This window comes from Corallococcus sp. AB049A (assembly GCF_003668885.1).
In the GTDB taxonomy this organism is placed as follows: domain Bacteria; phylum Myxococcota; class Myxococcia; order Myxococcales; family Myxococcaceae; genus Corallococcus; species Corallococcus interemptor.
The window spans coordinates 1-4,488 of the sequence record NZ_RAWL01000577.1; the positions used below are offsets into that span (position 1 = coordinate 1).

Genomic DNA, 4,488 nt, shown 5'->3' on the forward strand with positions numbered 1-4,488 from the left:
GGCCAGGGCTTCGCGGCCACGTGCACGGCGGTCATCGCGCTGGCGTCCACGCTGGCGGACATGACGACCATCCTGCTCGTCGCCCCCCTGCTGCGCGTCGCGTACATGCTGCGCGGCGGGCGGCTGGCCTGGGTGTGGTGGGCCATGGGCATGTCCGGCGCGGTGTGGCTCTTCTACGACGCGCGCGAGTGGCTGGCGCCGCTGCTGCCCGGCAACCCCGCGGAGGCGGTGGAGCTCCTGCGCACGCTGCGCACCTCGGGGCTCGCGATGCTGGGGCTCGCCGGGTGGTTGCAGCGCTCGGCGCTCATGGCGTCCCAGCGCCAGACGAGCGCCAGCGTCGTCGTCCCCACGGCCTGACAAAGTCCCGCCCCCCTCGCATCCGGCCCGCTCCGTCTCCCGGGGCGGGCCGTCGTGTTTCCAGGGGCCTGGGCTTGGGAGACACTGGGGCTTCCTGTTTCCGCCCTGGAGGCTCCCAGCCCATGCGCCCTTCCCCGAGGTCCCTGTTGTTGGCCACCTGTCTGCTGGCCGGGTGCCGGACGGCGAGAGAGGCCCCGGTTCCGCCCGCGAAGGCGGACTGTGGCCCGGTGATTCCCGGCATGGAGGCGGTGCTCAAGCCCGCGGCCTTCGTCGTCCTGGGGGAGATCCACGGCACGCGGGAGGCGCCGGACTTCGCGGCGCGGCTGGCGTGTCACGCGGCGGCGGCGGGACAGCCGGTGCGGCTGGCGTTGGAGCTCCCCTTGGAGGAGCAGGCGCGCCTCGATGCGTTCGTCGCGGGTGAATCCGAGGGGCCGCCCGACAGCGCCTTCTGGCGCCGCGAGGCGCAGGACGGCCGCACCAGCGAGGCCATGCGCCACCTGCTGGAGCGCGTGCGCGAGTGGACGCGCGCGGGCCTGCCGGTGCGGGTGGTGGCCTTCGACGCGGGCGGCAAGGACCGCGACGACACGATGGCCACCTGGCTGCGTCAGGCCAGGAGCGAGGCGCGCGGGGACACCTTCATCGTGCTCGTGGGCAACCTGCACGCGCGCCGCGACGTGGGCGCGCCCTGGGACGACAAACTCCAGTTCATGACGCACCGGCTGCTCGAAGCGGAGCCCGGACTGGTGTCGCTCGACGTGGTGAACGCCGGGGGCTCCGCGTGGGTCTGCCGGGGAATGACGGCGGACACCTGTGGTCAGCATCCGCTGCGAAGCCGTGGCGAAGCAGGCGCCACGGGCATCACGCTCCAGAAGAAGGCGGAGGATCCGGACGGCTACGACGGCACCTACGCCGTCGGACCGATGACCGCCTCACCGCCCGCGTTCAGCGCCACGAGCACCGCGACGCCCGCGCCGCACTGACACGACCATCGCCGCGCCCAGCGCGCCCAGCGTAAGCAGGCCCAGCGCCACGCCGGGAACCAGCCCCGGCGTCCGGTAGCGCATCACCACCGAGTGCCGTCCCGCCGGCACCGGCACCGCGCGCACCGCCACGTTGGCGGCGAGGATGGGCACGGGCGCGCCATCCAGCGTCGCGGTCCAGCCGGGCTGGTACGCATCGTTGATCACCAGGACGGAGGGCGCGGCAGCCTCCACGTCCACCGTGAAGTGCTCCGGCGACTCACGAGTCACGCGCACGCCGCCCGTGCCGGACGCGGCCTCCACCGGCAGCGGCTCCGGACACTCCACGAGGGCGGTCCCGGGCGCCGCGGGCTCGGGCGCGGTCATCCGCTTCACGGCGTCATCGGCCGTCGCCACGCACTCCGGCCGGGCCAGGTGGATCCGCGCGGGCGCATCGGGGTGCCCCAGCAGCGTCGCCTCGAAGAGCGGATCCACCGCCACCACCCGCGTCCCCGGAGGCGGTCCCCCGGTGAGCTCCCGCGTGCGCGTCACCGTGAAGGGCGTGGACAGGCGGGGCGCCAGCTCGAAGGCCCAGCGCCGGGGGTCGTTCATCAACCGGCCCAGGCGCGGGCTGCGCCCCGGCAGGTAGCTGGCCGCGCTCTCGATGCCCCAGAACACCGACGTGTCCGGCGCGAGCACCGCCACCTGCCCCAGGCTCAGCCGGTCCTTGAACTCGTAGCCCTTCAAGGGGGGCGCCCCGTAGCCCTTCACCATCAGGTTCACCCGCACGGGCTCGTCCGGAGCCGAGGCCGCGCGGATCCGCTCCACGAGCGGAGGCGGCGTCTCCAGGATCTCCGCCGGTGACACCTGGTAGAGCGGACCGTTCTCCCAGGAGAGCGCGGCCCACTGAATCACCACCAGCCCCGCCGCCAGCCTGGGCCGCCACGCCAGGACCGCGCACAGGAGCGCCAGCCCCGTGGCCAGGCCCCCCATGCGCACCACATTGCCGGACAGGCCCTCGATGGCCGCGGCGGGCGCATCCGGCCAGTGCGGCAGCACGTAGCCCCGCGTCCACAGCCCGCCCACCGACTCGCCCAGCACGACCGCCGCGCAGAAGGCCGCCACCGCCATGCCCGCGACGATGACCGCGCGAGGATTTCCTCCGGGCCCCAGACACCGCCGCCAGCCCAGGGCCGCGCCCACCGCGAGCCCCAGCACCAGGAAGGACCCCAGCTTCTCCGGGTAGCGGAAGGGCCGCCACGGCGGCAGCAGTTGATACACCCAGCCGTACACGGGCAGCAGCGAGCCCAGCATCAGCGCCAGCAGCAGCAGCCACGCGCCCACGAACACCCAGGTGCGCCGCTGCCGCCACGAAGCCCCCACGCCCGCCAGCGCCAGCACGAACGCGGGCGTGCCCACGTAGAGCGAGTCCACCCACGCGCGCGTGAAGGCCCCCGTGCGGATGAGCTTGCGCACGGCGAGCTCCGGGATGCCGCGGACGCCCACCGGATCCGTCAGGAACGGGCCCAGCAGCAGCTCCCCCACCCGCAGCGGGTGCAGCGAGAAGTCCTGCGCCTCCGCCAGCGACCGGGCCCCGGGCTCGCCCGTCATCACCAGCGCCGCGGCGGGAAGCAGCTGGGGCGCGGCCAGCAGGCCGCCGGTGGCCACCAGCAACAGACACGCCCCCACGCGCCGGCCCCATGTGCCCGGCGCCGTCACGGGCTCTGTCAGCGCCACCAGCACGCCCAGCGCCTGGGTGACGGCGAACGCCTGCGCATCCCCGCCGAACGCGACCAGGGCCAACAGACCACCGCCCACCGCCAGCCGGGCCGCCGACGGACGCCGCACGAAGCGCAGCACGCCCCACAGCGCGGCGGGGACGGTGCTCGCAGCCAGCAGGTACGTGGGGTTGTTCGTGATGCAGACCAGGTAGCCGCTGAAGGTGAACGTCAGCGCCCCGAACAGCGCGCCCGCGCGGGGGACGCCCCACTCGCGCAGCAGCGCCACCGTGCCCAGGAACGCCACGGGGAAGCACACGAGCACGGTGAGCTTCACCGCCACGCCCAGGGGCAGCACCAGGTGCAGGAGCGCCGTGGGGTGGAACACACCGGAGATGAAGATGGCGGGGAACGACTGCCCGAAGCCGTCGTAGGGGAACCAGTCGGGGAACCCGCCCCGGGACACGCGCTCGGCCCAGTAGGCGCGCATCGGGTAGAAGGCCCGCAGCGTGTCGCCCGCGAGGAAGACGTCACTCGTGAACGTGGCCCGGAAGAAGAAGAGCGCGGGCAGCACCAGCGACAGGCCCCCGAGCACCCAGCGCCAGCCTGGGCGCTCACGCCGGGGGGCTGCCTCGGGAATCGGTGCGTCGGGGTTCGTGTCCACGTGTGCGGGCATCGTCGGTGAGGCCCGGCCCCAAGCCAAGTGTCGTCCGCGCACACCCGGGACACCGGGGGAATGGCCGTCCTCCCACCGGGCGCGCTACATGCGCGGCTCCATCCCTTTTTGCCGGCACGAGGAACCTGGAATGCTCGCACGCACCTGGCGCGGAGTGACGAAGGCGGAGGACGCCGACGCCTACCTCGCCTATCTCCACCAGACAGGCCTCACGCACTACCGGCGCACGCCGGGCAACCTGGCCGCGTACTGCCTGCGCAAGGTGGCGGACGGGCGCGCGGAGTTCCTGCTCGTCACGCTGTGGGAGTCCATGGACGCGGTGAAGCGCTTCGCGGGGGACACGCCGGAGCGCGCCATCTTCTTCCCGGAGGACGACCGCTACCTCATCGACCGGGACCTGCACGTCACCCACTACGAGGTCCCCTTCGCGCAGGGCCAGGCCTTCGAGCCCGAGCGCGTCCGCTTCGACGACTTCCGCGTGGCGGGGCCCGCGGGAGACCTGCGGCTGGTGGACACGGGTGGGGGCGGGAAGTCGCTGCCGGTGGTCTTCGTGCACGGGCTCGCGGGCAACGCGTCCCACTGGCAGGCGCAGCTGGAGCACCTGGCCCGCCAGGGCCGCCGGGGCATCGCGCTGGAGCTGCGGGGCCACGGCGGCTCCACCGTTCCGGAGCCGGAGGACTACACGCTGGAGTCGCTCGCCGGGGACATCTCCGCCGTCGTGCGGGCGCTGGGGCTGCGCCGCTTCGTGCTGGTGGGGCACAGCATCAGCGGGGGCGTG

At 73.9% G+C, this 4,488-nt stretch carries 3 protein-coding genes and 1 pseudogene; 3 read left to right on the top strand and 1 reads right to left on the bottom strand.

Annotation, left to right across the window (positions count from 1 at the left end):
* Together D7X55_RS36405 and D7X55_RS36410 are read left to right on the top strand one after the other, a co-directional pair.
* Positions 1-357 (top strand): annotated as a pseudogene (locus tag D7X55_RS36405) (hypothetical protein); the annotation flags it as partial.
* A 122-nt stretch (positions 358-479) separates the two neighbouring features.
* On the top strand, positions 480-1,337 hold the full coding sequence (locus tag D7X55_RS36410; protein WP_147470359.1) for a ChaN family lipoprotein: 858 nt from the start codon (positions 480-482) through the stop codon (positions 1,335-1,337).
* On the opposite strand, the gene D7X55_RS36415 is transcribed toward D7X55_RS36410, so the two are convergent.
* Positions 1,287-3,698, bottom strand: a complete 2,412-nt coding sequence (locus D7X55_RS36415; RefSeq protein WP_147470360.1) for a YfhO family protein — start codon at positions 3,696-3,698, stop codon at positions 1,287-1,289. The two genes, D7X55_RS36410 and D7X55_RS36415, sit on opposite strands and share 51 nt — an antisense overlap.
* Positions 3,699-3,840: 142 nt before the next feature.
* On the opposite strand from D7X55_RS36415, the gene D7X55_RS36420 reads away from it, so the two are divergent.
* Positions 3,841-4,488 (top strand): alpha/beta fold hydrolase (locus D7X55_RS36420; protein WP_121725437.1); only part of this gene is annotated, 648 nt, incomplete at its 3' end.